This window comes from Spongiimicrobium sp. 3-5, assembly GCF_046557915.1.
Classification (GTDB): Bacteria; Bacteroidota; Bacteroidia; order Flavobacteriales; family Flavobacteriaceae; genus JBHEBG01.
On sequence record NZ_JBHEBG010000001.1, the window covers coordinates 1,492,296 to 1,519,016 of the forward strand.

Genomic DNA, 26,721 nt, shown 5'->3' on the forward strand with positions numbered 1-26,721 from the left:
CAAAAACTAGAATATGTCAAAATTCAATAAGAAAAAAGATGGGGACACCCCGGCGGTATCAACTGCTTCCTTGCCAGATATTGTATTTATGCTCTTGTTCTTCTTTATGACAGTTACTGTTATGAAGGATAGTACGCTTAAGGTAGAAAACACTTTGCCAAATGCTAGCGAGATCAAAAAGCTTGAGAAGAAGGATAGAGTTATTTATCTTTATGTTGGTAAGCCTACACGCGAGTATCAGAAGGTTTTTGGAACTGAATCCAAAATTCAGTTGAACGACAAGTTTGCAAACGTCTCCGATGTTGGCGATTATATTTTGGCGGAAAGAGCCAAGAAACCTCAAGAACTTCAAAATGTGCTTACAACGGCACTTAAGGTAGACAAGAGTGCCAATATGGGAATTATTTCCGATATCAAACAAGAATTGAGAAAAGTTAATGCCCTAAAAGTTAACTATACCACCTATGATGGTGATGCTTTCAGAAACTTACAATAATAACTTTTAGGATTTATAATTTATTAAAAGCTTCGGATTAAATGTCCGAAGCTTTTTTTGTACGCACTATTTGTTCTAATTTTAACCCATATGAGAGGCCTGCTTTTACTTTTTCTTTTTGGTGTATGCCTGCAGCTGCATGCTCAAGAAAATGATGGGACAACTTTAGCCGATTCGTCTTATTTGGAAGATCAGTTTTACATTGGCATCACCTATAATTTATTGTTGGACAGGCCTACCGGTGTTTCGCAGAATAATCTATCGTATGGGCTCCAGGCCGGGTTTATTAAGGATATCCCTATAAACAAAGCGAGAACAATAGCTTTAGGCATTGGTTTGGGTTATAACAACAACTCGTATTATACAAACCTGTTCGCTTCAGAATCTGCGGATGGTTTTGAGTATACAATATTGGATTCTGACACCAGTTTTAAACGAAATAAAATTGAAGTTCATTCTTTAGAGGTCCCTTTGGAATTTAGATGGCGTAATTCTACCGCGACCAGCTATAAGTTTTGGCGGATATACACAGGTTTTAGATTGGGCTACACGGTAGGGGCCAGATCAAAATTTGTATCAAACGAACAAGTGATTTCTTTTACCAATACGGATGTAAGGGATTTTCAATATGGCCTAACGCTAAATTTTGGCTATAACACCTTTAATTTTCACGCCTATTATGCCCTGAACAATCTTTTTAATGATAATATTAATATTACAAATGGTAATGCAGTTTCTTTAACCCCACTGCGGATAGGGATTATTTTTTATATTCTGTAAGTGGTTAAATGACAATTGGGGAATTGACTCTAAAGGGAATTACAACCAAAATTTAACAGTAAGTAATTGCGATACCGACCCTATTAGAAAACCGATAATCACTTCGTATTTATTGTGCGCCTTTAGATAGATTCTAGAAGAAGCAATGAGCCCGGTAGCCAAAGTAAGTAGACTGATAATGAGGGAGATGTTTATTTCGAAGTGAATACTAAGAGACACCATAAACATTAACAGGCTGCCAATTCCCATCATATGTATACTACTTTTAAAGTCTAGAAAAAGTAATAATAGTGCCGACATGGTAGCAGCAATAAGGCCTAAAAAATAGTAATAGAGTTCTGCGGTATAGTTGTTGGGAATAACTTTTACCAAGACCATAAGCAATAGGGCAATACTTATATAGAGTGGATATCTACGTTCCTTTATATTAGGAATAAAAACCGAATTTACAATCCCCAAGTTTTTTAGAATTAGAAAACTGATGATAGGAATAATAATGGTAAGAATAAAAATGGGTAATACGTTTCCGCTCTGCACTTCCAGAGGGCTGTATTTGGGAGTAACCATAAAGTAGGCAATGGTGCCTGCAAAAGGAATAAGCAATGGATGAAAGATGTAACTGACCAGCTTTAGGAAAAACCCCATTATATCTGTTTTCTGAGTCGGGCAACGGGTATGTCAAGCTGCTCCCGGTATTTGGCTACTGTACGTCTGGCAATAGGATAGCCCTTCTCCTTTAAAATGGCGGCCAATTTATCGTCTGTTAGCGGCTTTTTCTTTTCCTCTTCCTTGATGACCGTTTCTAAAATCTTCTTTATCTCTTTGGTAGATACATCTTCCCCTTGTTCGTTTTTCATGGACTCGGAAAAATACTCTTTAATGAGCTTTGTTCCATATGGTGTATCTACATACTTACTATTGGCAACTCTAGAGACCGTGGAAACGTCCATATCTATAGTATCGGCTATGTCCTTTAAGATCATTGGGCGTAGTTTGCGCTCATCACCTGTTAGGAAATATTCTTTTTGATAGTGCATTATGGCGTTCATGGTTATAAATAGGGTTTGCTGTCGCTGGCGTATTGCATCTATAAACCATTTGGCGGCATCCAATTTTTGTTTGATGAACATTACCGTGTCCTTTTGCGATTTTGATTTGTCCTTGGCGTTTTTATAACCCAATAGCATATTGCTATATTCCCTAGAGACATGTAGATCCGGAGCATTTCTTCCATTGAGGTTTAGTTCTAACTCACCGTCCACTATTTTAATGGAAAAATCTGGAACAATGTGTTCAATGATCCTGGTATTTCCGGAGTAGGAACCACCGGGTTTGGGATTGAGTTTTTCAATTTCCGAAATAGCAATTTTAAGCTCATCCTCCGAAATGTTATGTTTTTGTAACAGTTTTTGATAATGTTTCTTTATGAACTGCTCAAAAGACTTTTCTAAGATGTTTATTGCAAGTGTTATAGACTCCGTAGGTTCTTTTCGTTTCAACTGAATAATGAGGCATTCTTCTAAAGACCGTGCCCCAACACCGGAAGGATCCAATTCTTGAACTATTTTTAACACCCGCTCTATTTGTTCTTCCTCGGTATAAATATTTTGCGTAAACGCCAGATCATCCAATATGTCCGATAGGGGTCTTCGGATGTAGCCACTTTCATCTATGCTGCCTACTAAAAATTCCGCTATCGCCCATTCATCATCACTTAAGTAGAACGTGTTCAGTTGGTTGATTAAATGCTGATTAAACGATGTCCCAGAAGCATAGGGAACGCTTTTCTCATCGTCGTCAGCACTATAATTGCTGGTTTGGGTGCGATAATCAGGAATTTCATCATCGCTTAAATAATCATCTATGTTAATGTCTTCGGCATCAATACTTTCGCTATCGCTCCCTTCATCATAGGTGTCAGAGAAGTCGTCCTCCCCCGCATCGTTTTCTTCCTTACCGCTTTCCAAGGCCGGATTTTCTTCCAGTTCTTGTTTCAATCGCTGTTCAAAAGCCTGCGTGGGCAACTGAATCAACTTCATCAGCTGTATTTGCTGAGGCGAAAGCTTTTGCGATAATTTAAATTGTAAGTGTTGTTTAAGCATATGGGGACAAATTCTACTTGCTTTATAAAGTTAAAGAAATAATACCATTTAGCTTTTAGTTTTACGGCGATAAAATTCGAAGAGTCCTTATGATAACTACTGTTTGGGCCATCACACAATGGCTTTTAGAATTCCGCGTTTTGTGGTGTCCTTGGAAAAGGAATAACGTCTCTAATGTTCCCCATTCCTGTAGCAAACTGTACCAAGCGCTCAAATCCCAGTCCAAAACCACTATGTACGGCGGTACCAAATTTTCTAAGGTCTAAGTACCACCAAAGCTCTTTTTCATCGATGTTTAAGGCCTTCATTTTTTCTAGCAATACATCCAATCGTTCTTCTCTTTGCGACCCACCAACAATCTCTCCAATGCCTGGAAACAGTACGTCCATGGCACGTACCGTTTTTTCATCTTCGTTCAATCTCATGTAGAACGCCTTTATTTTTGCCGGATAGTCAAATAGAATTACCGGACATTTAAAGTGTTTCTCTACTAGGAATCGCTCATGCTCACTCTGCAGATCGGCACCCCACTCATCTATACGGTACTGAAACTTCCCCTTTTTATTGGGTTTGCTGTTCCTTAGGATTGCTATGGCCTCGGTATATGTAACTCGCTTAAAATCGTTATCAACTATAAAACGCAATTTATCCAACAATGCCATCTCACTGCGTTCGGCAAGAGGCTTGGACTTTTCTTCGTCCAATAATCTTTTTTCCAAGAATTGTAGATCTTCTGTACAGTTTTCCAAAACGTAGGCAATTACCGCTTTTATGAAATCTTCGGCCAAATCCATATTTGCATCTAGATCGTAGAAGGCCATTTCGGGTTCTATCATCCAAAATTCTGCAAGGTGTCTAGAGGTATTAGAGTTTTCTGCCCTAAATGTGGGGCCAAAAGTGTATACCTTACCAAGTCCCATCGCATAAGCTTCTGCCTCTAGTTGTCCGGAGACGGTTAGGTTGGTCTCCTTACCAAAAAAATCTTCTTTATAGTTTACTTCGCCATTGTCGGTCAAAGGCGGATTTTTTTCATCCAAAGTAGTAACACGGAACATCTCCCCGGCACCTTCAGCATCAGAACCTGTAATTATGGGTGCATGGAAATAATAGAAGCCATTTTTCTGAAAATATTGGTGTACGGCAAATGACAATGCTGAACGTACCCGCATAACGGCAGCAAAAGTATTTGTGCGCACTCTTAAATGGGCCTTCTCCCTTAAGAATTCCAGTGAGTGTTTTTTAGGTTGAATAGGATAGCTCTCTGCGTCTGCCTCTCCAAGGACAACCAACTTTTTTACCTGTATTTCTACACTTTGTCCTTTTCCTTGACTCTCTACCAACACACCACTAACGTTTAAGGCCGCCCCGGTATTAATTTGTTTCAACAGACTTTCGTTGAACTGTTCAAAGTCTACCACGCATTGAATATTGCCAATGGTAGATCCATCGTTGAGGGCAATGAACCGATTGCTCCTAAAGGATCTTACCCATCCGTTTACAGCAACTTCTTTCCCTATGGGGCCTTTATCGAGTAATTCTTTTACACTGTGTAACATGTATTTTCACTTGCTATTTAAAGCGGCAAAGATAGCCTTTTTGATAAAAATTGACTCGGTTTTACCGCAAGATAAACCAACGTTAACTATTGTTTTCGTTAATGTTCACCTCATCTTTTGGGAGAATGTCAATTTGTGGTTTTTTCAATACCTCTTTGTTGGCTATGCTACGCTCCAAGGAAAGTAGCAAAGAAGGCAATAGAATAAGATTTGCCAGCATGGCAAACAATAAGGTAGCCGAAACCAAGGCTCCTAAAGCCACTGTACCTCCAAAATTGGAAATGATGAATACCGAGAAACCAAAGAATAGAACAATGGAGGTATAAAACATACTTACTCCTGTTTCTCGAAGGGCTTCATAAACAGATACTTTAATACGCCATCTATTGGCAACAAGTTCTTGCCTATATTTTGCCAAAAAGTGAATGGTATCATCCACAGAAATACCAAATGCGATACTAAAAACCAATATGGTGGACGGTTTTATGGGTACGCCAACAAACCCCATAACACCGGCGGTAATCACCAAAGGCAATAGGTTTGGGATAAGGGAGATAATAATCATTCTAAACGAACGGAACAGATAGGCCATAAACAAGGCAATAAGCCCAATGGCCAAAGCCAAGGAAAGCACTAGATTTTTGACCAGATACTTGGTACCCTTTAAAAAAAGTAAGGCCTTACCGGTTAAGTACACCTGATAGCGTTCCGAAGGAAATATTCTCGCAATGTCTTCCTTCAATTTACTTTCTATCGCTTCCATGCGGTCTGTCTTCACATCCTTCATATAGGTAGTAATACGTGCCACCTGTCCTGTAGAATCTGCAAAACTTTCCAAGAGGTTGCTTTTATCGGAAGATTTACGAGCCACATCCATTATAAAACTATTCTCTTGGGATGTTGGTAATTGATAATATTTGGGAATACCACTGTAAAAGGCCTGTTTGGAGTATTTTACCAGATTTACAACTGAAATGGGTTTTGACAGTTCTGGTATTTCTTCGATAACCTCACCCAATCGGTCCATCCTTTTTAGGGTGGCGGGTTTTAAAACCCCTTTTTCCCGTTTGGTATCTACCACGATCTCTATGGGCATAATACCATCGAACTCCTGTTCAAAAAAACGGATGTCCTTAAAAAACTCTGCTTTTTTAGGCATGTCTTCAATAGGGCTCCCTGAAATTTCAATTTGATATATTCCAATAATACTTACCACCAACAAAATTATGGAGGTTACATATACCGCAATCCTTTTTTCCCTTACAATGCGCTCCATCCAATTTACAAAGGTGTCGATCCACTTTTTATTGAGGTGCTTAAGGTGTTTGTTTTTAGGGAGCGACATAAAACTGTACGCAATTGGGATAATCAATAAAGAGAGTATAAATATGCCAATTATGTTGATGGATGCCACAATACCGAATTCTGTCAACAGTTTGCTATCCGTAATAATAAATGTGGCAAAGCCCGAAGCAGTGGTTACGTTGGTCATTAATGTGGCGTTGCCAATCTTTGATATTACCCGTTGTAGGGAAAGTGCTTGGTTGCCATGTTTTTTAACTTCTTGCTGATATTTGTTGATCAGGAAGATACAATTGGGAATTCCGATGACGATGATCAGGGGGGGTATAAGAGCGGTAAGTACTGTGATTTCGTATTTTAACAATCCCAAAATACCAAAAGCCCACATAACCCCAATAATAACTACGCACATAGAAATTACGGTAGCCCTAAAACTTCTAAAGAAGAAGAAAAATATTAAAGAAGTAACACCAAGGGCGGCCAGAATAAACTTCCCAATTTCGTCGATGATATTCTGGGAGTTCATGGTACGTATATAGGGCATTCCGGAAACCCTAACGTCTAAACCTGTCTCGATCTCAAAACTATTTACTAGATTGGAAAGGTCTTGTAAGACAAAATCTTTTCGGACGGAAGTGTTTACTATATCTTGATCTAAGTACATCACCGTTCTTACCGTACCCGTTTCCTTGTTGTAAATAAGGTTTTCATAAAAGGGAAGGTCATTAAAAAGATGATTGGCAATGGTATCTATTTCCTCTTTTGTCTTTGGATTTGATTTTAGCAGGGGTTGAAGCACAAACTCTTGCTTTTCCTCATCTTTGGTCAGCTCCTGTAAATTATCAATGGATAGCACCATGGCTACCTCCGGGAAGGCCTCTAGCTGTTTGCTTAACTTGTTCCAGCGGTTAAATTTTGCAGGGGTAAATAGGGTACTGTCCCCAATGGCCAGCACAACGGTGTTCCCTTCTTCCCCAAAAAGGTTTAAAAACGACTGATACTCTAAATTAATTGGATGATCGTCCGGAAGCAAATTTGCTTCGGAAGTGGAAAATCGCATATTTTCCCATTGAAAGGCCAAGAATGTTGTAAACGCCGCAATGAGCAATAGGATAAGGATTCTGTTTCTAAGGATAACTCTTGCTGTTATTGCCCAAAAATCCTTTGTTAGCTTAGCTACCATTGTAATTTTTTATCGGGATCAAAGGTAAAAAATGATTACTAGTGTACCTAAAAACCCATGGCCAAATAGTATCCCATTTTCTTGTCCGGAAATTTAGAGATTTTTTGCGTTGATCTATAACGTATTGATTTACAAAAAGGGAAGGGCGTCCGCTAGCGGACGCCCTTCCCTTTTATCTGTTTCCTTATATTACACCTTCATTATCTCAGCCTCTTTTAGGGTAAGAATATCATCAATTTTTTTGCTGTATATATCGGTAAGTTCTTGTATATCTACTTCCGCATTTTTCTCAAGGTCCTCGGAAATGTCCAGAACCCTAATTTCCTTGTTGGCATCTTGTCTGGCACTTCGTACACTGACTTTGGCGTCTTCTGCCTCTGCTTTTGCTTGTTTTACCAATTGTAATCTTCGTTCTTCCGTCAATGGCGGTACACTGATTATAATACTTTCACCATTGTTCATAGGATTAAAACCCAGATTGGCGTTGGTAATGGCCGTTTCAATTTCCTGCAGTAAACTTTTCTCCCAAGGTTGTACTGTAATGGTGCGGGCATCCGGAGTATTTACATTGGCTACTTGGGCCAAAGGTGTAGGGGAGCCATAATAAGGTACCATAACACTAGATAACATTACCGAACTGGCTTTGCCTGCCCTTATTTTTATAAAGGCCTTTTCTAGATGAGACATGGCACCATCCATATTTTCTTTGGCGGAATCCAAAATGAATTTAACTTCTTCGTTCATATGCTAAATTTTAATAAATGAAACCAAAATCATACCAAAATTAAAGGTTAACCACAGTACCGATATTTTCTCCTGATACTATTTTTAACAGATTGCCCTTTTTGTTCATATCGAAGACTACTATGGGAAGTTCGTTTTCTTGGCTAAGTGTAAAAGCCGTTGTATCCATTACCTTTAGTCCCTTTGTTAGCACTTCTTTAAAGGAAAGTGTATCAAATTTGGTAGCGTTCTTATCTTTTTCTGGGTCGGACGTGTATATGCCATCTACCCGTGTGCCCTTTAATATTACATCTGCCTCTATCTCTATTGCCCTAAGTACCGCGGCAGAATCTGTTGTGAAATAGGGGTTGCCGGTACCACCGCCAAAGATAACCACCCTACCTTTTTCCAAGTGTCTCATGGCACGTCGCCTAATAAAAGGCTCTGCAACCTCATTGATTTTAATGGCCGATTGTAATCTGGTCTGAATGCCTTTGTCTTCCAGGGCACTTTGCAGTGCAAGACCATTGATAACGGTGGCCAACATACCCATGTGGTCTCCTTGTACCCGGTCCATTCCTTTACTTTCGCCAGCCAATCCTCTAAAAATATTACCGCCTCCAATTACTATGGCCACCTCAATACCCTTATCAACTACATGCTTTATTTCATCTGCGTATTCAGCAAGCCGGGCAGGATCTATTCCGTATTGTCGCTTGCCCATTAGGGCCTCACCACTAAGTTTTAAAAGTATTCGTTTGTATGGCATGTTATATGATTAGTTCGAAGCAAAAATAATCAAAATTATTTACGGAACGTTTTTAAATAAAAGGCGTATCGTCTTAATTAATTTATAATAATTATGTGCAAATTAATTAAATTTTATATTCTTGTAAGATATTACGTTAGCATATGTGCTACACCTTGTTACAATATTAAAATCTAATGGTCAAAATGAAAATTCGAACTTTTTTTAAATTTAAAAGAAAACATGCCCTTGTGTGCTTGGGAGCATTTTTGTTAGTTGCTTGTGGATCTGTAAAAACCTTGGTAACCGCTGATAAAAGCCCTGTAATTACGCATATAGATTTGGTAAATGTAACTGAGGATAAAGTAAAAGTTACTCTTAATCCAGGCGCATTTGTTACCGATGAGATTACTTTTTATGTTCCCAAAACGGTGCCAGGAACTTATAGTACAGATAACTATGGCAAGTATATAGAGGGCTTTAAAGCGTATGATTATGATGATAAAGAACTTGCAGTAACCAAAACCGATGAGAACTCTTGGAAAATAAGTGCTGCCAAAAGCTTGGATAAAGTGTCGTACCTTGTTAATGACACCTACGACACGGAAGGAGAGGTAGAAGAAGCCGTATTTTCTCCCGCAGGAACCAATATTGTAAAGGATGAGAGCTTTATGCTTAATTTACATGGTTTTGTAGGTTACTTCGATGGGCTAAAGGAAGTGCCTTATGAACTAAGTATTTTAGCGCCAAGGGATTTGAAATCTACCACTTCGCTAGAGAAAAAGGTGACCGAGGTACCAAATCCGGATGTGGATGTTTTCTTGGCCAATAGATATTTTGAGATAATAGATAACCCCATTCTGTACGCCAAGCCTAACAAGGCATCGTTTCAGTTAAACGATATTACCGTAAACCTAAGTGTTTATTCGCCCAACAATGTGTATACCGCACAAAGTCTAAAGGATAGGATGCAAAAAATGATGCAGGCCCAAAAAACGTTTTTGGGAGAAATAAATAGCACAAAGCAGTATAATATTTTGCTACATCTTTCGACTTTGGAATCGGATGATGCTTCGGGCTTTGGAGCATTGGAACATCATACCTCCACCGTTGTGGTGTTACCAGAACAAATGCCAAGGGAAGCTCTTGAACAGGCCATGGTAGATGTGGTATCTCACGAGTTTTTTCATATAGTAACCCCATTGAATGTCCATTCCAGAGAAATACAATATTTTGATTTTAACAACCCAAAGATGTCTCGTCATCTTTGGATGTACGAGGGTACTACGGAATATTTTGCCAACCTGTTTCAGATACAGCAAGGGTTGATCGATATGGCCGATTTTTATAAGCGTACCATGGACAAAATAAATAATGCCAAGGGATATGACGATAACATGTCGTTTACCGAGATGAGCGAAAATATCCTAAGCGAACCCTATGAGGAGAATTATGCCAATGTCTACGAGAAGGGCGCTCTTATTAATATGGTCTTAGATATTACTTTAAGGGAATTGAGCAATGGTGAAAAAGGGGTGTTGTGGTTAATGAAGGAACTCTCCAAAAAGTACGATGAAAAAACACCGTTCGAAGATAATAGTCTAATAGATGAGATTGTGGCTATGACCTATCCGGAGGTAAGAACTTTTTTTGATACCTATGTTATTGGAAATACGCCCATTGACTACAATAAATACCTTTCTAAAGTAGGGCTTACAACTACGGTTAAGGAAGAGCAAAGTGGCTTTTTTCTAAATGGAGATGTCCCCTTTATAGATGTGGACCAAGCCAACAACAACGCTATTTTTATAAGAAAAGGCATTGAGTTAAATAGTTTTTTCAACAATCTTGGTGCCAAGGGTGGAGATGTTATAAAGCGTATAGACGGCAAGGATATAGATTTGGACGCGGTACGCTCCGTTATTGGGCAGAGCTTTGGTTGGACACCTGATAAGGAGATTGCCATGGTGGTGGAACGCGAAGGTTCTGAGATTACATTACAAGGCAAGGTAGGCACGCCAACGTTAAATGTGAAGACTATTGTGCCGATGGAGGGGTTAAAAGAAGAAGTCGTTAAGTTGCGTGAGGCCTGGTTAAAGGGTTAAGAAAAATGTTTAAAACAAAAGCGATACCACCTAAAGTATCGCTTTTTTTATGACCTGGGTGGTCGTATCATATACTAAATTCAAGGTAATTGATAAGGTTTTGCAAATAAATTGGCGGTTTTTGCAACCTTTAGGATTATATATTGTCTATAAAGCAAGAGGTATTTTTATAGGGAAGTGTTCCTATAAATATCATTGAGCCGATTGGCCGATAAATTTGAAAATAAAATTATAACGAAATCCATGACCACCTACCAGAGAACACTCGTCACATCTGTATTATCCCTATTTGTTTTTTCATTTGGCCATGGCCAAACACTCTCCCAAACTGTAAAAGGGAAAGTGGTAGATTCCGAGACCGGAGGACCACTAATGGGAGCTAATGTTAGGCTTTTGAATTTTGAACCGCCAAAAGGTACCATAACGGATGAGCAGGGGTTTTTTAAGATGGACAATGTGCCGGTGGGGAGGGCCTCGTTTGCATTTTCCTTTTTGGGATATGAAGATTATGTTGCATCGGAAATACTCATTGGATCCGCCAAGGAGATAACACTTACCATTTACCTTACAGAGTCTTTGGCAAAATTGGATGAAATAATCTTAACGGCCCCTAAAGATAATATTGAACCTAACAACAAACTGGCAACGGTAAGTGCCCGTTCCTTTAGTGTTGAGGAGACCAAACGTTTTCCCGCAAGTATTAGCGATCCAGGGCGTATGGCCTTGTCCTTTGCCGGGGTTTCCAATTCGGATGATACCTCTAACGAAATTATTATAAGGGGTAATGCGCCCAATCAATTACTTTGGAAAATTGAAGGGATAGAAGTGCCGGAGCCCAATCATTTCTCGGAGGAAGGGTATTCACCAGGAAACGTAAGTTTGTTGAGTAGCAATATGCTGGGAAAATCCGATTTCTTTACCGGAGCCTTTCCGGCCGAATACGGAAACGCACTTTCCGGGGTCTTTGATATCAATCTAAGAAATGGAAATAATGAAAAGAACGAATATGCATTTCAGCTGGGCGTTTTAGGGACCGATTTGGCTGTTGAAGGACCTTTTAGTAAAAACTACAAGGGATCTTACCTCATAAATTATCGGTATTCAACCATCGCTTTACTTAACTCCATAGTTGATGTTACACCGAGTAGCACACCCACATATCAGGATATTTCTTTTAAATTAAACCTCCCTTTGGGAAAAAGGACCAATTTTTCGATATGGGGACTTGGTGGAATCAGCGATCAAGATGAAGATCCGGAAATTTTCGAAGATTTTGAAAGGGAAGAGATTTTTGAATCCAAAACATATATGGCAGGGGCTACACTTACCCATTTTTTTAATAATGGAGATCGATGGGATAACAGAATTTCATATTCCGGAAATGCAAGTGACTTCATTGATACCAGACGCCAGCCGTCAACAGGCAATCTTTTTGAGGAAACCGATATTTTAAGGAATAGCGCTTTTAGGCTTAGTACGGACTACACCAAAAAAGTCAATTCAAAAACAACTTTTAAAACAGGGGCAATCTTAAGTTTTTTAAATTATGATGTCCTAACTACGGAGACCCAGAACGATCAACGGTTCAACATCGTGGAAGAAGACGGCAATGGAACTATGCTGCAAGGGTATCTACAGGCAAAATATCGTTTTAACGATAAACTGGCCACCACGTTCGGATTGCACGGCACCTATTTTTCGGTAAACAAAGATGCGGCCATAGAGCCCAGGGTTGGCTTAGAGTGGAAAGCTAGCCCAAAGCATACACTCTCGGCCGGTTTTGGCCTGCATTCCCGTAGAATGCCTTTAAACCAGTATTTTGTGAACGTCTTTACAGGGCCTAATCAGTTTGAGGTACCCAATACGGATGTAGATCTAATGCAGGCCATTCATTACATTGTTGGTTATGATTGGCGTATTATAAAAAACGGACATTTAAAAATTGAAGCCTACTATCAGGACTTGAACAAAGTGGCCGTAATTAGAGATCCACAATTCACCAATTCCTATGTTAACGGTCAGTTTATAAATACCGCCCTGGTAGATAGTGGCGAGGGGCGCAATTACGGGCTGGAATTTACGTTTGAGAAGTTTTTTTCCAACCAATACTACTTTTTAACCACCTTGTCTCTATATGATACCCAATATAAGGCGGCGGATAACAACTGGTATGATAGCGCCTACAATTACAATTACACTTTTAATGTCGTTGGGGGTAAGGAGTTTACAGTTGGAAAGAAAAGAAACAATACCATAGGTATTAACGGTAGATTACTTTTTAACGGTGGTAAACGTGCAACACCTTTGGATCAGGAAATCTTTGATCAAACCGGGCAGATTGTACTAGATCAATCCCTGCGAAATACATTAGAGCTCGATGCCTATTTTAGACTGGATGCCAGTTTGTCTTATCGTCTTAACAAACCCAAGGCCGCTCATGTAATTTCGTTAGATGTGCAGAACGCCACAAATAGGGAAAACGTAGATACGGTCTTCTTTAACCCTAGCACTGGCCTAATGGAAACGGAGTTTCAGTTAGAACTTATCCCCTTTATTAATTATAGGATAGAGTTTTAATAGCTAACAAAAAAGCCACTTTCCAAAGAGAAAAGCGGCTTTTAATCTATGCTTGTTTATTGGTTACCCAAGGGCAACACGTTCAAAACCTGTTATTTCCAGGTTTGCATCGGCAGATTTTACATATTGGGCAACACTTTGCTTGCTGTCCTTTATAAAAGCTTGGTTTACAAGGGTATTGTCTTTAAAGAAACGTTTTAGTTTCCCTTTGGCAATATTATCCAACATAGCCTCTGGCTTACCTTCTTGGCGTAATTGATCCTTTGCGATCTCTATTTCTTTGTCTATTACAGACTGGTCTACACCTGCTTCATTAAGTGCAACAGGGTTCATAGCTGCCGCTTGCATGGCAACATCCTTGGCAACGGTTGCAACACCTTCAACATTGGCAGAAAGTCCTACCAAGGTAGCTATCTTGTTTCCAGCATGGATGTAAGAACCTACAAAGGGGGCGCTTAGATTACTAAATCCGCCTATTTCTATTTTCTCCCCAATAACACCGGTTTGTTCTGTAAGTTTCTCTTGTACGGACATACCGTTAAAACTGGCTGCTAGAAAATCATCTTTACTTGTGTAGCCCAAGGCCAATTCGGCCAACTCATTTGCCAAAGCCACAAAGCTTTCATTTTTGGCAACGAAATCGGTTTCACAGTTAAGGGAAATGATAACGCCATTGGTATTCCCAGCGTCTACTTTGGCGATGGCAGCACCTTCGGAAGAATCTCGGTCCGCTCTTTTAGCCGCTACTTTTTGTCCCTTCTTGCGAAGAATCTCAATAGCCTTTTCAAAATTTCCTTCTGCTTCGACCAATGCTTTTTTGCAGTCCATCATACCTGCTCCTGTGGTCTTTCTTAAGTTATTTACTTCTGCTGCGGTAATCTTTACCATTTTATTCTGTATTAAATTTTGTTTAAAATCTGGATCAAGTGAAAATTATTCCACACCACCTTTTACTTTGTCTTGCCACTCTTTAAGCTCATCCCATTTTCCATCTGCAGCCATTTTTGCTTGTTTTGGCCAGGAAGCTGGATTTTTTGATGCGTATCGTGGTCCGGCTTCTGTTAAAACAGCTTTAAGATCTTCCTCGGATTTTCCGGAAAGTTCTGCAAACGTGGCAATTTTGGCCGCCTGAAAGATTTCGGCAATTTTTGGACCAATACCTTCAATTTTGGTAAGGTCGTCCGCTGCCGCCTTTTTGGCCGCCGGAGCCTTTTTTGTTTCGGTCTTGGGTTCCTTGTCCTTGGCAGCAGGTGCTTTAGCTTTTGCAGCCGGGGCTTCGGTAGCCTCTGCAGTTGGGGCCTCTTCTTTAACTGCTTTGGTTTCTTCTTTTGCCTTTTCTTCTTTTACTTTCTCCTCTTTTGCAACTGGCGCCTCAGTAGCGGTTTTGGCTTCTTTGGCTTTTGTTTCCTCTCCACCTTCTTTGGCAGACTGGTTTTCAGATTTGCGTTCTGCAAGTCCTTCAGCAACAGCCCCTGTAACTTGGGACATAATTACTTCAATGGACTTGGAGGCATCATCATTGGATGGTATTACAAAATCTACCGCCCTTGGATCCGAGTTGGTATCCACCATGGCGAAAATAGGAATGTTCAATTTCTGTGCTTCCCTAACGGCAATGTGCTCTCTCATGGTATCTACCACGAACAAAGCTCCAGGTAAGCGTGTCATTTCTGAAATAGACCCAAGGTTCTTTTCCAATTTGGCCCTAAGGCGATCTACCTGTAGACGCTCTTTCTTGGAAAGGGTGTTGAACGTTCCGTCCTTTTTCATTCTATCGATAGAGGCCATTTTTTTAACCGCCTTTCTAATAGTTACAAAGTTGGTCAGCATTCCACCGGGCCATCTTTCTGTAATATAAGGCATGTTTACATTGGCAACCTTATCCGCTACAATGTCCTTAGCTTGTTTTTTTGTGGCTACGAAAAGTATTTTTCTGCCCGAAGCTGCAATTTTTTTAAGGGCCTCGTTGGCCTCGTCCAATTTTGCAACCGTTTTGTATAAGTTGATAACGTGGATTCCGTTACGCTCCATGTAGATGTAGGGCGCCATGTTCGGATTCCATTTTCTTGTTAGGTGACCAAAGTGTACACCTGCTTCCAATAAATCTTTTACTTCAATTTTGTTTGCCATTTTACTTAGTTTACGTTCTGTTGAATTAGCAATGGTAGAGTGGTATCCGCTCTTGGGCGGAAGCCTCCAACATTTAGATGCTAAACTAATTTTAACTTCTGCCCAATTGGGTAGAAATCTTTTAATTTACCCTATGACAAGGGTATTTCAATGAACTTGTTGTTAATATTAATTGATATTCTCCCTGTATTAACGTTTGGAGAACTGGAATTTCTTACGTGCTTTCTTCTGACCAAATTTCTTACGTTCAACCATTCTTGGATCTCTGGTCAATAGGCCTTCGGGCTTAAGTACAGTTCTGTTTTCAGCATCCACTTCACACATGGCCCTTGATAAGGCCAAACGAACGGCTTCTGCTTGGCCGGTAATACCACCACCATAAACATTGACTTTTACGTCGAAGTTTTCTTCATTACTGGTCAGTGCAAAAGGTTGTCTCACTTTATATTGCAAAGTAGCTGTGGTAAAATATTCGTTAAGGTCCCTTTTGTTTATGGTAATGTTTCCTTTACCCTTGGAAACATAAACACGGGCAACAGCTGTTTTTCTTCTACCGATTTTATGAATTACGTCCATTACTTAAGTTCGTTTAGGTTTATTGAAGTTGGTTTTTGTGCTTCTTGGCCGTGCTCCGCTCCTACATAAACTTTTAGGTTACGAAACAGATCTGCACCCAATCTATTTTTGGGAAGCATTCCCTTAACAGACTTTTCTACAATACGGGCCGGATTTTTTTCCAACAATTCCTGGGCAGTGGTAGAGCGTTGTCCACCAGGATAACCAGTATATCGCAAATAGGTTTTTTGTTCCCATTTATTTCCCGAAAGAGTAATTTTTTCTGCGTTGATAACTATAACATTATCTCCACAATCTACGTGCGGTGTAAAATTAGGTTTATGCTTTCCTCTTAGTAATTTGGCTACTTTGGAAGCAAGACGTCCCAACGTTTCCCCATCGGCATCCACCAATAACCATTGTTTGTCCACGGTTTTCTTGTTGGCCGAAATAGTCTTGTAGCTTAATGTATCCACACTGATATTTTTATTGATTAAACACTTCAATCCCGATAAACGGGGTGCAAATGTACAACTATTAACTTTAAATACAAATCCTTGTTTCAGATTATTTTATGGTTTTTTTCATTCGCTTTTCAACCGGGGGATATTGCTTCGTAGGATAATTAATATTTGGGTTATTTCTGTTAAAGATTGATTAAAACGCATATGCAACTGTAACTCCCCCTTTAATTTGATGTCTTTAAGTCATATCGAACCAAAAGAACTATATGAGAACTGTTTGTTCCATTGCATGTGCCTTACTGTTGGCAAATACTTTTCTTAACGCGCAAGATAGCACTTCCATAGTACCAAAACGCATATATACCACGGCTTCAATTGGTACCCAAAAGCCTCCTGTTATAGATGGCATATTAGATGATGAGGCTTGGAATGCGGTAATATGGACAGGTGATTACATAGAAAACCAACCCGATGAGAATACCCCACCGTCGCAACAGACAAAATTTAAGATCATTTATGACAAAAAATTCTTGTATATAGGAGCCAGATGCTATGATGATGAACCCGATAAAATTGTAAAACGCTTGTCTAGACGCGATGGTTTTGAGGGAGATTGGATCGAATTTAACATAGACAGTTATCACGATGAACGTACCGCCTTTTCTTTTACGGTTACCGTAGCCGGGGTTAAGGGAGATGAATTTATTTCCAACAATGGGAATAATTGGGACAGTAGTTGGAATCCTATATGGTATACCAAAACCAATATTGATGAAGAGGGTTGGACGGCCGAGCTGAAAATCCCTTTAAGTCAGTTAAAATTTGGAAAATCGAAGAACCAGATCTGGGGATTACAGTCTACCCGACGGTTTTTTAGGGCAGAAGAGCGCTCCTTATGGCAGCGAAGACCACAAGATGCTGCTGGCTGGGTAAGCGAATTTGGTGAACTGCACGGATTGATAAACTTAGAACCTCAGAAACAGTTAGAGATACAACCTTATACCGTTGCCCAGACCGAAACCTTTGAAGCCGAGGAAGGAAATCCTTTCAGTGATGGAAGCGATAGTAAAATTACAGTTGGACTCGATGCCAAGATCGGTGTTACCAATGATCTTACCTTGGATTTGACCGTAAACCCGGATTTTGGACAGGTAGAGGCCGATCCGTCCGCTATTGCTTTAGATGGATTTCAGATTTTCTTTCGGGAACAACGACCGTTCTTTGTGGAAAACAAGAACATATTCGATTACAGGGTATCACAATCCGAAGCTGGGAATACCTTTGGATTCGATAATGTGTTCTATTCCAGACGTATTGGCCGCAGCCCTCAAGGCTCTCCGGAAACCACGGATGACGAATTTGTAGATCAGCCAGAGAACACCCAGATCATTGGAGCCGCCAAGTTTAGCGGAAAAACAAAAGATGGTTGGTCCATTGGGGTATTGGAAAGTGTAACAGCAAAAAAATATGCGAGTATAGATAATAACGGGGAGCGCCGAAGAGAAGTGGTAGAACCGTTGACCAACTACTTTGTTGGCCGTCTTCAAAAAGATTTCAACGAGCGAAATTCCTATGTCGGAGGCATTTTTACGGCCACAAATAGAAACGACCTTACCCCAGAATTAGATTTCTTACATACCGCAGCTTATAGCGGGGGGTTCGATTTTAAACACCAATGGAACGACCGCGATTGGTATATTGGGGGCGATATAATTTGGAGCTATGTTGAGGGCAGCGAAGAAGCTATCCTCAATACTCAGGAATCCATTACCCATTTGTTTCAGCGGCCAGACGCTGACCATGTTGCCATAGATTCTACCAGAACCTCCTTAACCGGTACCGGAGGCAATCTACAGATTGGTAAGATTGGCAACGGACACTGGCGTTTTGAGTCTGGAGCAACATGGCGTTCTCCCGAATTGGAATTAAATGATATTGGTTTTCAACGCCAAGCAGACGACCTGCGTCATTACACCTGGGTTGGTTACCGTACGTTAAAGCCCGACAGTACATTTAGGCAGGTAGGAATGAACTACAACCATTGGAGTGTTTGGGATTTTAACGGTAACCATAATCAATTGCAATTTAATACCAACGCCTGGGCCGAATTTAAAAACAACTGGTTCTCTAATTTTGGTTTTAACTATACTCCCATTCAATATTCCAATTTTGCCCTTAGGGGAGGCCCGCGTCTAAGACAATCGTCGGAAATAAGTTTTTGGAACAACATACGGACAGATTTTCGCAAGAAGTTGAGATTTAATTTTTCGCATAACGGCAGTAGGGCCACCGATAATTCCTATAGGAACTACAGGGTACAGTTTGGGCTTACCTATATACCTATTAATGCCCTACGTATTTCGGCATTTCCAGAATTGGGCATTAACAAGGACAAACTTCAGTTTATAGAAAATGTTGACTTGGACAACGGAACCGGAATAAGATACCTCAACGGTGAAATAGAGCAGCGTACCTTAAGTATGTCGTTTAGGTTCAATTATACCATTAACCCCAATCTTACAATTCAATATTGGGGGCAGCCCTTTGTTTCTAGAGGCAGGTATTCAAATTTTAAGCATGTAACCAATGCCTTGGCCAAAGATTTCAATGGGCGCTTTACAGGCTATGCCAATAATCAACTACAATTGGTAGACGATGTATATGAGGTGGATGAAAATTTGGACGGTGTTACCGATTTTAGTTTTGACGACCCCGACTTCTCTGCCGTTCAGTTCCGATCCAATCTGGTGGTACGGTGGGAATACATCCCCGGATCGGAGATATTTTTGGTCTGGTCGCAAGATATTTCCCAAGACGGAAATCCACAAGATGGGCTATTCAAAAACCTTGGGGATAACATATTTGGAGATCAAAAGCCGCAGAATATATTTCTTTTAAAGGCTACCTACCGGTTTATACTTTAAAAATTAACCATACAAGCCATACACTATATGCAAAAAACTTCCGTTCTTTGCCTAAACCCCTAAAGTATAATTGTGATGAAAAATAGCCCTATACTGTTTTTTTTGGCACTTGCCTTGATGTTTTCTTGCTCTTCCGACAATTCTGATGACAACGGAGTTCCTGCCGTAAATGCCATCGTGGGTACCTGGGACCTTACCAGAATAGAAATTGATGAAACTGTTGATGATGACGATTTGGATTTTGCCAAAGGTATAGTCGATGTATTGGTTGCCCAGAACTGTGACCTCCTTACCCTTGTTTTTAATGAGGACGGATCACTAACAATAACACAACGCGATTTTGACGATATAGAAATAGATTTGACGGGAGGCGGAACGGGCTTGTCACTAACGTGCCCCGAAACCCAGTCGACCAGCAGTGCGGATTGGACTTTAGACGGGGATCAACTAACGGTTACTTTTGAGGATCAGACCCAAGAGACGGTTACAGTAAATGTAAACGGCAATACACTAACAGCGGATGCCGATTTTGTAGATGAAGAAAATCTTGCAGGAGCGGATGCTGTATTTGCGAAACGATAATTTTTAATACGATAACTTTAAAAACACCTTCTTTTTGTAAGGTGTTTTTTTTGCTACATGGCTAACGTTTGTAAAAACGTTTGCGAATGCGTTGTTCTTTGGAAATAATGGTTATCGTATAAATCCCAGGACCTAAATTGGCTATGGGGATACTGAGAGAGTTATCCCTAATCTCCCATCGTAGTTCCATTACACTGTTGCCAGACATATTCATAATGGTAATCTGAGCTTTTGGCGCATCTTCCAAGCCCAATACATGAACCACGTTGGTAGCAGGATTTGGAAAAACCTTAATATTGGGTTTAACCGATACCTCTTTCCCATTTTTAATGTCCGAAGTTATTGGAGATTGCGAAAATCCTGAGAAGGACAACGCAGAAGTTAGAAGAATGCAAAAAAAACCTTTTCTCATTTCACCGTATAAGCTTGCAATTTATACTAATGGTTGGTGTTATTAATGCAACGAAATTATTCCTTTTTTAGTATCAATGGGCCTCTAACCAATCCTCTCCAATCCCCAATTCTACATCTAGGGGAACGGCTAGGGTATAGGCATTTTCCATTTCGGTCTTAATAAGTGTTTTTAGTTCTTCTAATTCGGGCTTGTAAACATCAAAAACAAGTTCGTCATGTACTTGCAACAACATTTTGGATTTATAATTGCCAGCGGTTAGTTTTTTATGGATGTTGATCATTGCAATTTTTATGATATCGGCGGCACTTCCCTGTATTGGCGCATTAACAGCATTTCGTTCGGCAGCACCCCGCACCACTGCATTGCCAGCGTTAATGTCCTTTAGATAACGGCGCCTGCCCAAAATGGTCTGCACATAACCATTGTCTCGGGCAAAATCTATTTGGCTGCCCATATAACTGCGTAATTTGGGATAGGTTTTGTAATACGTCTCTATCAGTTCTTTGGACTCTGCCCTGCTAAGATCGGTCTGGTTGCTAAGTCCAAAGGCAGACACCCCATATATAATTCCAAAGTTTACGGTTTTGGCATTACCACGCTGCTCCCTTGTTACCTCGGAAATAGGTACATTGAACACCTTTGAGGCTGTGGAAGCATGGATATCTTCCCCATTTTTAAAGACCTCTATCATGGTAGTTTCTTCACTTAGGGCCGCAATGATCCGCAATTCTATCTGCGAATAATCCGCAGCCAAAAGCACGTGGTCACTGTCCCGAGGTACGAAAGCCTTACGTACTTGTCTACCCCTTTCCGTCCTTATGGGAATATTCTGCAGGTTGGGATTGTTACTGCTTAATCTACCGGTTGCGGCAACGGTCTGCATATAATCGGTATGCACCCTTCCCGTACTTGCCTCTACTTGCTCGGGGAGTGCGTCTACGTAGGTGCTTTTTAGTTTGGAAAGACCTCGGTAATCCAATACATTTTGGATAATTTCATGGTCTTTGGCCAAATAGGAGAGTACATCTTCCGAGGTGGAATATTGACCGGTTTTGGTCTTTTTAGGTTTGTCTACCAGCTTTAGCTTATCGAACAAAATTTCTCCCAACTGTTTAGGGGATGCTATATTGAATTCCTCACCGGCTTGTTCGTAGATTTTGATCACCAAAGTTTTGATGTCGTTTTCAAGCTCTTGGGCAAGGGAATGTAAAAAGGGTTCGTTCAGGTTTATACCTTCGAGTTCCATATCCGCCAGCACATGAAGCAAGGGAATCTCTATATCGTTGAATAAATCTTCGGTTTTGGCTGCGGTTAGCTCTGGTCTAAAATGATGGGCAAGCTGAAGGGTAATGTCCGCGTCCTCAACAGCATATTCCGTCTGCTGCGCTAAGGGCACTTCCCTCATGGATAATTGGTTTTTCCCTTTTTTTCCGATCAGCTCCGTAATGGAAACGGGAGTATAATTCAGATAGGTTTCGGATAATACGTCCATATTGTGCCGCATATCCGGATTAATTAGATAATGGGCCAACATAGTATCAAAGAATTTGCCCTTTACTTGCACATTATACTTATGAAGTACTTTAATATCGTACTTCAGGTTCTGCCCTATTTTTTCAATTTCTTCCGCTTCAAAAAACGGGCGCAATATTTCTATGATTTCCTGAGCTTCATTTTTGTCCTCCGGAAAAGGGATATAGAAGCCTTTGCCCGGCTCCCAACTGAACGCTATACCCACAAGTTCTGCAGTGAGTGGGTTTATGCCAGTGGTCTCCGTATCGAAACAGACGGCGGTCTGTTTCATTAAATTCTGCATAAAAAGCTTCGTTGCCATTCCAGGAGCAACACTTTGGTAAGCGTGGGGAACGTCGTTTATGGTCTTTCTGCTAGAGACTTCCTTAAGTGTTGCCGGGGAAGTGGTGCCATCATTTCCAAATAGGGAAAACTGTCCACCTCCGGCCTCATGGGGTTCCTTATTTGCGCTTTTTTCACTAGTAGCTTGCGCTTCATTGGTTTCAGCCTCTTCCGAGAAAATTTTAATGAATTGCTCTTTCAATCGTCTAAACTCCAAATCTTCAAAAATGAGCTGTACTTTTTCACTATCGGGCATGGAAAGCTGATAATCGGCAGCATCAAATTTTACATCACAAGTAATGCAAATGGTAGCCAGTTTTTTTGATAGCAGTCCCAATTCTGCATTTTCCTCTACCTTTTCCTTCATTTTGCCTTTTAGCTTATCGGTGTTTGCAAGCAGCTCTTCCATAGAACCAAATTCCTCTATAAACTTCTTTGCAGTCTTATCACCTACTCCAGGGAGCCCTGGGATATTATCACTTGCATCACCCATCATCCCTAAATAATCGATAACTTGTTCTGGACGCTCCACACCAAAGCGTTTTTGAACCTCGGGAATACCCCAAATTTCAATACCATTCCCCATTCTGGCCGGTCTGTACATAAAGATATTTTCGGAGACCAATTGTCCAAAATCCTTATCTGGGGTAACCATAAATACCTTGTAGTCTTCCTTTTCCGCCTGTTTTGCCAACGTGCCGATAATATCATCTGCTTCCCAACCTTCTAGCTCTACAACAGGAATATGCATGGCCTTTAAAATGTTTTGGATTATGGGAACGGCAATGCGTATAGCATCTGGCGTTTCGTCTCTATTGGCCTTATATTCCGCGTACATTTCTGTTCGTTCGGCGCTTCCGCCTTTATCAAAACACACGGCAAGATGATCTGGTTTTTCTCTTTTGATGACATCAAAAAGGGAGTTTACAAACCCCATAATGGCAGAGGTATCCATTCCTTTGGAGTTTATTCGAGGATTTTTTATCAGTGCGTAATATCCTCTAAAAATTAAAGCGTATGCATCTAGTAGAAAAAGTCTTTTTTGATCTGCCATTTTAGGTGTTCTTGATGAATTTCAAAACTACAAAGAATCTGTTCTTTTCTAAAGCATTTAAGAAGTTATGTACGCCTTGGAAGGATGATTAATATGCCCATCCTTGGAAAAGGTCCTATAGCTAAACCCGGGTTGTATGCAATATCCACCGGTTTCACCATTTTTGTTGACCGCTATAAATCCTATCTGAAAGTCCTTATAGTTTTTGTTCTTCGCCACAATGCGTTTTACCCCTTCTTCGCAAGCTTCCTGGGGAGATTTCCCCTGCCGCATTAATTCCACGATTAGGAAACTTCCCACGGTCTTTACTACTTCTTCCCCCACGCCGGTAGCGGTAGCACCACCGACCTCATTGTCCACAAACAACCCTGCTCCAATTATGGGAGAATCGCCAACACGCCCTCCAATTTTATAGGCCATACCACTAGTGGTACACGCACCGGAAATATCCCCGTTTTTATCAATGGCCAACATGCCAATGGTATCGTGGTTTTCAATATTTATAACGGGTTGGTATTTGGCTGTCTTTTTCCATTCCATCCATTCTAGTTTAGATTTTTCGGTAAGCAGGTTTTCTTGGGTAAATCCCTTTTCATTGGCAAATTGCAGTGCACCCTGTCCTGCGAGCATTACATGTGGCGTATCTTCCATTACCTTGCGGGCTACAGATACGGCATGGGTGATGTGTTGTAAATATACCACTGAACCGCAGTTACCGTCTTTATCCATAATGCAGGCGTCCAAGGTTACATTACCATCACGATCTGGCCTTCCACCTTTGCCAACGGATTGGTTTTCTACATCGGCCTCTTCCATCATAACCCCTTTTTCTACGGCGTCCAAGGCGTTACCATCCGCTTCCAAAACCTCCCAGGCCTTTGCAGTAGCATTGGGTACATCCCAGGTGGCAATTACTATAGGGATAACGGATTGTTTGCCGATAAGGGTACTTTCTTTTGCCACTTTTTTGTCTTTGCAGCCCACTAAAATGGGTGTGGCCATTAAACCTGCGCTGCCAGCTGCGGAATTTTTAAGGAACTTTCTTCGTTTCATTTATATGGATGCTTAATTTAGAGGATTAAATATAGGTAAAATGCTAGTAGAAGTTTGTGCCAATTCTTTGGAATCCGCCTGTAATGCGGAAAATGCCGGAGCGGATAGGATTGAACTCTGTTCAGAACTTGGGGTAGGCGGTATTACACCTTCCTATGGTCTATTAAAAGCTGTGCGGAAGGAGATATCCATTCCGATTCGGGTACTGATACGCCCAAGGAGCGGGGATTTTACCTATTCCGAAAGTGAATTTAGGATTATGCAGAACGATATCGCCCTCTGTGCCGATATGGGTTTCGAAGGCGTGGTATCCGGTATTTTACAACACAATTTTACTTTGGATGTTGTACGTACCCAATTGCTTGTGGCATTGGCAAAACCAATGAAATTTACTTTTCACCGGGCTTTTGATTGGGTGCAAGACCCAGCAGCCACGGCAAGTCAGTTAGAGGAGCTGGGCATAGCTAATATTCTAACCTCCGGGCAACAAAAAAATGCTATGGAAGGCATTGCATTACTCTCTGGGTTACATGCTACAACTGCAAAAACGGTAATAATGCCAGGTGGTGGAATACATGAAAATAACGTAGCAGTTTTTAAAGAAAAGGGTTTTAAGGCCATTCATTTGTCGGGAACCGAATTAGTGCCAACCCTTAACGAAAAACCAACGGTCTCTATGAACTCCCCAGCCCTTTTGGCCGAGGATGCCGTTTTAATGACAATGGAAAACCGGATAAGGCGAGTTGTTCAGTTAGTTAAATAAAACGTAAAACAACTACCTTGGGTAGTGAAAGAAATATATTTGTAAAAAAAGAAATATGCTACGGTGGATCGTATTTATACTTATTTATTTAGTGCTTGGTTTTTATGCCTTGCAGGCCCTAAAGACTGCTTCTAGATACCCTTGGGTCTATTATCTATTTATGGTGATCTCCTTGGCGGTCATTGGTAATTTTATCTATCAATTTACGATTGGGGGAGAACCCGGTAGGGTTTTAAGCAGACCTAAGAGTTATGCTTTTGGGTTTTTAATGGCCATGATATCGTTTAAGCTCATTACCATTATTTTTCTTTTTTCCGAAGATATCTTTCGGCTGATTACGGGGGTGTACCAAAAGTTTTTCGGTACCGCAAGGGAATTTACCATTCCTACCAGAAGACGGTTTTTGAGCGTTGTTGCCCTAGGTATAGCAGCTTTGCCCTTTAGTGCCCTGCTCTATGGTATGTATAAGGGGAAGTACAATTTTAAGGTCTTAAAGTATAATTTGGAATATGACGACCTGCCCGAGGCGTTTAACGGATACCAAATCACTCAAATTTCGGATATCCACAGTGGAAGTTTTGATAATAGGGAAAAGATAGAATATGCCATAGATTTGATTAATAAACAAAAGAGCGATGTAATCTTTTTTACCGGGGATATGGTAAACAACAAGGCCGAGGAAATGAAGCCTTGGGCATCATTATTTGCCCAACTAGAGGCCAAAGATGGTAAGTTTTCCATTTTGGGAAATCATGATTATGGCGATTATGTGGCTTGGGAGACCGAAACGTTGAAACGCCAAAATTTGGAAGACCTAAAAGACTTGCAACGTGAAATAGGTTTTGATTTGCTGTTAAACGAGAGCCGCTATTTACAACGGGGCGCGGATAAATTAGCACTTGTTGGGGTAGAGAATTGGGGAAAGGGAGGTTTTAAAAAAGCCGGTGACCTAAAGAAAGCTGCCTCCAAAATTGCCAAGGACGACTTTAAGATATTACTTAGCCACGACCCTTCGCATTGGGAAGATCAGGTAATACAAGATGATTATCACTACCATTTAACCCTAAGTGGCCACACCCATGGTATGCAGTTCGGCATAGAGATACCCGGTTGGGTAAAATGGAGTCCGGTAAAATGGCGTTACAAATACTGGGCAGGTATTTATGAGGAAATGGGGCAGTTTATAAATGTAAACCGAGGTTTTGGTTTTATAGGTTATCCCGGAAGGGTGGGCATCTGGCCAGAAATTACTGTGATAACCTTAAAAAAGAAGGCTTTAACGTGAATTTAACTTCGTAAAACGTCACAAAAGTACTGGTGTAATCAGTATTTTAACATTTTTTCTTACTTTTGGC

21 protein-coding genes are annotated in these 26,721 nt (G+C 40.6%); 8 read left to right on the top strand and 13 right to left on the bottom strand.

Translation table 11 applies throughout. The annotated features are described in order from the left end of the window. Positions 1-13 precede the first annotated feature (13 nt). Both ACEQ81_RS06425 and ACEQ81_RS06430 read left to right on the top strand, forming a co-directional pair. On the top strand, positions 14-496 hold the full coding sequence (locus ACEQ81_RS06425) for an ExbD/TolR family protein (protein WP_411030024.1): 483 nt from the start codon (positions 14-16) through the stop codon (positions 494-496). A 90-nt stretch (positions 497-586) separates the two neighbouring features. Then, on the top strand, positions 587-1,276 hold the full coding sequence (locus ACEQ81_RS06430; protein ID WP_411030025.1) for a porin family protein: 690 nt from the start codon (positions 587-589) through the stop codon (positions 1,274-1,276). A 39-nt stretch (positions 1,277-1,315) separates the two neighbouring features. Here the strand turns inward: ACEQ81_RS06430 and ACEQ81_RS06435 are convergent, their stop codons facing one another. From ACEQ81_RS06435 to pyrH, 6 genes are all read right to left on the bottom strand, one after another. Next, positions 1,316-1,921, bottom strand: coding sequence for a hypothetical protein (locus ACEQ81_RS06435; protein ID WP_411030026.1), 606 nt, complete (start codon positions 1,919-1,921; stop codon positions 1,316-1,318). Next, the gene (rpoN, locus tag ACEQ81_RS06440; protein WP_411030027.1) at positions 1,921-3,378 is read right to left on the bottom strand and encodes an RNA polymerase factor sigma-54; all 1,458 of its coding nucleotides are present in this window, start codon (positions 3,376-3,378) and stop codon (positions 1,921-1,923) included. Before rpoN ends, ACEQ81_RS06435 begins: the two co-directional genes overlap by 1 nt. A gap of 125 nt (positions 3,379-3,503) precedes the next feature. Beyond that, positions 3,504-4,934: an asparagine--tRNA ligase gene (gene asnS, locus ACEQ81_RS06445; protein ID WP_411030028.1), complete on the bottom strand. Its 1,431-nt coding sequence runs from the start codon at positions 4,932-4,934 to the stop codon at positions 3,504-3,506. Between the two features lie 82 nt (positions 4,935-5,016). Continuing rightward, positions 5,017-7,419 carry an efflux RND transporter permease subunit gene (locus ACEQ81_RS06450; RefSeq protein ID WP_411030029.1) on the bottom strand — a complete coding sequence of 801 codons (2,403 nt, stop codon included), beginning with the start codon at positions 7,417-7,419 and terminating at the stop codon, positions 5,017-5,019. Between the two features lie 189 nt (positions 7,420-7,608). Continuing rightward, complete coding sequence (gene frr, locus ACEQ81_RS06455) at positions 7,609-8,163, bottom strand: ribosome recycling factor (RefSeq protein ID WP_411030030.1); 555 nt, start codon at positions 8,161-8,163, stop codon at positions 7,609-7,611. A 40-nt stretch (positions 8,164-8,203) separates the two neighbouring features. Beyond that, on the bottom strand, positions 8,204-8,911 hold the full coding sequence (gene pyrH, locus ACEQ81_RS06460) for a UMP kinase (RefSeq protein WP_411030031.1): 708 nt from the start codon (positions 8,909-8,911) through the stop codon (positions 8,204-8,206). A gap of 185 nt (positions 8,912-9,096) precedes the next feature. Between pyrH and ACEQ81_RS06465 the strand changes: the two genes are divergently transcribed. Further along, a complete protein-coding gene (locus ACEQ81_RS06465) occupies positions 9,097-10,995 on the top strand; it encodes a peptidase M61 (protein ID WP_411030032.1) in 1,899 nt (632 codons plus the stop codon). Positions 10,996-11,238: 243 nt separating this feature from the next. After that, complete coding sequence (locus ACEQ81_RS06470) at positions 11,239-13,572, top strand: TonB-dependent receptor (protein ID WP_411030033.1); 2,334 nt, start codon at positions 11,239-11,241, stop codon at positions 13,570-13,572. 63 nt (positions 13,573-13,635) lie between these two features. On the opposite strand, the gene tsf is transcribed toward ACEQ81_RS06470, so the two are convergent. From tsf to rplM, 4 genes are all read right to left on the bottom strand, one after another. Then, complete coding sequence (gene tsf, locus ACEQ81_RS06475) at positions 13,636-14,460, bottom strand: translation elongation factor Ts (RefSeq protein ID WP_411030034.1); 825 nt, start codon at positions 14,458-14,460, stop codon at positions 13,636-13,638. Positions 14,461-14,505: 45 nt separating this feature from the next. Continuing rightward, positions 14,506-15,702, bottom strand: coding sequence for a 30S ribosomal protein S2 (gene rpsB, locus ACEQ81_RS06480; RefSeq protein ID WP_411030035.1), 1,197 nt, complete (start codon positions 15,700-15,702; stop codon positions 14,506-14,508). 189 nt (positions 15,703-15,891) lie between these two features. Continuing rightward, a complete protein-coding gene (gene rpsI / locus ACEQ81_RS06485) occupies positions 15,892-16,278 on the bottom strand; it encodes a 30S ribosomal protein S9 (RefSeq protein ID WP_411030036.1) in 387 nt (128 codons plus the stop codon). Next, entirely contained in the window at positions 16,278-16,733 is a 456-nt protein-coding gene (gene rplM / locus ACEQ81_RS06490) for a 50S ribosomal protein L13 (protein WP_411030037.1), read from the bottom strand. Before rplM ends, rpsI begins: the two co-directional genes overlap by 1 nt. A gap of 254 nt (positions 16,734-16,987) precedes the next feature. Here rplM and ACEQ81_RS06495 point away from each other — a divergent pair, with 254 nt between their 5' ends. Together ACEQ81_RS06495 and ACEQ81_RS06500 are read left to right on the top strand one after the other, a co-directional pair. Further along, positions 16,988-19,645 carry a DUF5916 domain-containing protein gene (locus tag ACEQ81_RS06495; RefSeq protein ID WP_411030038.1) on the top strand — a complete coding sequence of 886 codons (2,658 nt, stop codon included), beginning with the start codon at positions 16,988-16,990 and terminating at the stop codon, positions 19,643-19,645. A 75-nt stretch (positions 19,646-19,720) separates the two neighbouring features. After that, positions 19,721-20,227: a lipocalin family protein gene (locus tag ACEQ81_RS06500; RefSeq protein ID WP_411030039.1), complete on the top strand. Its 507-nt coding sequence runs from the start codon at positions 19,721-19,723 to the stop codon at positions 20,225-20,227. Positions 20,228-20,288: 61 nt separating this feature from the next. On the opposite strand, the gene ACEQ81_RS06505 is transcribed toward ACEQ81_RS06500, so the two are convergent. The 3 genes from ACEQ81_RS06505 to ACEQ81_RS06515 all read right to left on the bottom strand — a co-directional run bounded on the left by ACEQ81_RS06505 (position 20,289) and on the right by ACEQ81_RS06515 (position 24,603). Beyond that, positions 20,289-20,639: a T9SS type A sorting domain-containing protein gene (locus ACEQ81_RS06505; protein ID WP_411030040.1), complete on the bottom strand. Its 351-nt coding sequence runs from the start codon at positions 20,637-20,639 to the stop codon at positions 20,289-20,291. A gap of 73 nt (positions 20,640-20,712) precedes the next feature. Next, positions 20,713-23,550 (bottom strand): DNA polymerase I, encoded by a 2,838-nt coding sequence (polA, locus tag ACEQ81_RS06510; protein WP_411030041.1) that lies wholly within the window; start codon positions 23,548-23,550, stop codon positions 20,713-20,715. Between the two features lie 57 nt (positions 23,551-23,607). After that, positions 23,608-24,603 (bottom strand): isoaspartyl peptidase/L-asparaginase family protein, encoded by a 996-nt coding sequence (locus ACEQ81_RS06515; protein ID WP_411030042.1) that lies wholly within the window; start codon positions 24,601-24,603, stop codon positions 23,608-23,610. Between the two features lie 40 nt (positions 24,604-24,643). Here ACEQ81_RS06515 and ACEQ81_RS06520 point away from each other — a divergent pair, with 40 nt between their 5' ends. Together ACEQ81_RS06520 and ACEQ81_RS06525 are read left to right on the top strand one after the other, a co-directional pair. Continuing rightward, a complete protein-coding gene (locus tag ACEQ81_RS06520) occupies positions 24,644-25,366 on the top strand; it encodes a copper homeostasis protein CutC (protein ID WP_411030043.1) in 723 nt (240 codons plus the stop codon). Positions 25,367-25,421: 55 nt separating this feature from the next. Then, the gene (locus ACEQ81_RS06525) at positions 25,422-26,651 is read left to right on the top strand and encodes a metallophosphoesterase (protein WP_411030044.1); all 1,230 of its coding nucleotides are present in this window, start codon (positions 25,422-25,424) and stop codon (positions 26,649-26,651) included. Positions 26,652-26,721: the final 70 nt, after the last annotated feature.